General features: G+C 62.8%; 3 protein-coding genes and 1 pseudogene. 2 read left to right on the top strand and 2 right to left on the bottom strand.

Annotated elements, in window-relative coordinates; translation table 11 throughout:
• On the top strand, positions 1–498 hold a 498-nt coding region (locus BMW76_RS39945; RefSeq protein WP_143062465.1), incomplete at its 5' end, for a pyridoxal-phosphate dependent enzyme.
• 120 nt (positions 499–618) lie between these two features.
• Here BMW76_RS39945 and BMW76_RS39940 read toward each other — a convergent pair.
• Complete coding sequence (locus tag BMW76_RS39940; protein ID WP_090874162.1) at positions 619–1,386, bottom strand: DUF4410 domain-containing protein; 768 nt, start codon at positions 1,384–1,386, stop codon at positions 619–621.
• Between the two features lie 349 nt (positions 1,387–1,735).
• Here BMW76_RS39940 and BMW76_RS39935 point away from each other — a divergent pair, with 349 nt between their 5' ends.
• The gene (locus BMW76_RS39935; RefSeq protein WP_090874161.1) at positions 1,736–2,551 is read left to right on the top strand and encodes an NAD-dependent epimerase/dehydratase family protein; all 816 of its coding nucleotides are present in this window, start codon (positions 1,736–1,738) and stop codon (positions 2,549–2,551) included.
• A 90-nt stretch (positions 2,552–2,641) separates the two neighbouring features.
• Here the strand turns inward: BMW76_RS39935 and BMW76_RS39930 are convergent.
• Positions 2,642–2,821 (bottom strand): annotated as a pseudogene (locus BMW76_RS39930) (porin); the annotation flags it as partial.

Here is a 2,821-nt window from a genome sequence, read left to right as displayed (position 1 = left end):
GGTTTCGCGGAAGAAGTGCGCCAGCAGGAAGCTGAGCTTGGTTTCAGGTTCGACTACATCGTCGTGTGCTCGGTGACGGGCAGCACGCAGGCGGGCATGATCGTCGGCTTCGCGGCCGATGGACGCGCGGATCGCGTGATCGGCATCGACGCATCGGCGAAACCCGAGCAGACGCGCGAGCAGATCACGCGTATCGCAAAGCACACTGCGGAAAAGGTCGATCTCGGCCGCGACATCACCGCGCAGGATGTCGTGCTCGATACGCGCTACGGAGGCCCCGAATACGGCCTGCCGAACGAGGGCACACTCGAGGCGATTCGTCTGTGCGCGCGGCTCGAAGGCGTGATGACCGACCCTGTGTACGAAGGCAAGTCGATGCACGGAATGATCGACAAGGTGCGGCGCGGCGAATTTCCCGAAGGCTCGAAGGTGCTGTATGCGCATCTCGGCGGCGTGCCCGCGTTGAGCGCTTATAGCTTCCTGTTCCGCGAAGGCTGATCGCGCGGCTGCGCAGGCGTCGTCGTGCCCTCTGACGAAAAATGGCGATGCCCGCACGGCATCGCCATTTGTTTTTCGCAGCGCGGTCGCGCTTGCTTCAAGAGATCTGGTTCGCGAGATTTACTTCACCAGATCGCTCGACATCCATCCTTCCGCGACACCGATCTGCGCGACCTGCTTCGCGACCGAATCGGCGAGCTTCTTCGCATCGCTCGTGACGGTGTCGCCCTTGTGCTCCGAACCGACATGTAACGCGCCGCCCGCTGCCGCCGATGTCGCGACGTGTCCCACTGCCGCGCCGACACCCGCCGTTTCCGCGACGCCCGGCATATGGCCGCTGTTCGCATCGGCGTCGAAGGTCTGCACGAGTTGCGGCATGCCGCCCGCCGGTTTGTACAGCACCTGCACATGCGCCTTCACTTCGCTCTTGCCCGCGCCGAGTCCGATCAGCATGCGGCGGCGATGATCGCCCGCATCGATCGACGCGACATTGCCCTGCACGATCAGCACGTTCTCGTTGGCGGGCGGCGGCGCGTCGGTGCGGATCGCATGCACGCCCATCGATTGCAGCTTCGCGACCACTTCGTCCGTCAGCTCCTCGCCGGCCGCGACGGCTTCTTTCGTCTGCTGCGACGTTTGCGACGTCCCCGAGAAGCTTGCGCTCAGCTTGTGGACGATGCCGCTGTTGTCGAGCTTCACCGCATCCGGATTGCTCGCGAACGTGTACACGTAGACGTTCTGCGGATTCGCTTGCGTGAGCGTCGAGTATTGGGCCGTGTTCGTGACGCTGGCTGCCGCGCAGCCGCTCAGCAGCATCGCGCTGAATGCGAGTGCAGCCGAAGCGCTGCGCAGAGTCTTGCCACGAACGGAGTGAAGAGAAGCAAACATGTGAAGTCCTGTCATCGGTCAGAAGAGTGCGGGGATCGTCCGATGGCGGGTTGCTACGCTGGTGGCCGCATCGGCGATTTCACGGTTGCGTGAATCGCCGGTTTCGTTGTGTTCTGCAGCTCAGCACGCGGAACGCAGTATGGGTGTGCAGCCGCGCTAAGGCTATCGACGAATTATGTCGGCTCATGTCATGCGCCGCCGGGCCTTGCGGGACGGGCTTCACAGGCCCTTCGCAGGCCGTTTCTGCGCAACCTTTTTCTTCGAACCGATTGCCGTGCGGATGTGTTGTAATACAACTTATCGCATTGCCCGGAACTCCCTGCTAACTCTTTGTCACAAGGTTTGGACCATGACGAAAAAGATTGCGTTGAGCGGCGCAGGCGGCCAGTTGGGCCGCTTCCTGCGCGTCGCGTTGAACGGGCGCGGCGTGAATCTGCGTTCGGCGGCGGGTTCCCACGCGCTGGAGCCGCTGTTCGACGGCGAAGACGTGATGCATGGCGACCTGCGCGATCCCGCCGTGGTCGACCGGCTGATGCAGGGCATCGACGTGCTGATCCATCTGGCGGGCACGAGCGTCGAGCGGCCGCTTGCGGAGATCATCGAGAACAATCTGCGCGCGCTCGTCGAAGTGTATGAAGGCGCGCGCCGCCACGGCGTGCGGCGCATCGTGTTCGCGAGCTCGAATCACGCGATCGGCATGTACCCCGTCGAAGACAAGCTGCCGCTCGACTGCGCATTTCGGCCCGACGGCTTCTACGGGCTCAGCAAGGCGTGGGGCGAATCGCTTGCGCGCATGTACTGGGACAAGCATGGCATCGAAAGCGTGTGCATCCGCATCGGCAGTTGCATCGAGAAGCCGACCGAGTTCAGGCACCTCAGCACATGGCTCGGCCATGACGATTTCCTGCATCTGATCGATCGTTGCATCGATGTGCCGGATATCGCCTTCGAGGTGGTCTGGGGCGTGTCGAACAATACGCGCAGCTACTGGGACAATTCGGGCGCCGCGCGTCTCGGCTATCAGCCGCGCCAGAATTCAGAAGACTACGCCGCTGAAATTCTCGCAAAGCCGAATCCGCTCGATTCCGTCGCGCAGCGTTTTCAAGGCGGCGCGTTCGTCACGATCGACTACACACCACCTGAGAAACGCAACGCCGCGCGCTGAGCGCTTGTGTCCGCAACGACTGCGAACGATAAAAAAGCGCCGCAATCGCGGCGCTTGTTGCTGCTTCCCATGCGTGAACAACAGCCGGCATCAGAACCTATGCACCATACCCACGCCAACGCCGACCATGCTGCGCGATGACGACGGCGTCGAGTTGAAGCCGTCGCCGAGCGTTGCCGTCGCGTTGATGATGTTGCCCGCGCCGTTGTTGCCGAGCGTCTGGCCGTTCGCGCGCTGATACGCCTGCAACGCGTACAGGCCCGTGCGCTT

Origin of the sequence: Paraburkholderia diazotrophica (genome assembly GCF_900108945.1) — a bacterium.
GTDB classification, from domain to species: domain Bacteria; phylum Pseudomonadota; class Gammaproteobacteria; order Burkholderiales; family Burkholderiaceae; genus Paraburkholderia; species Paraburkholderia diazotrophica.
This window is presented reverse-complemented; position numbering and strand designations above follow the sequence as displayed.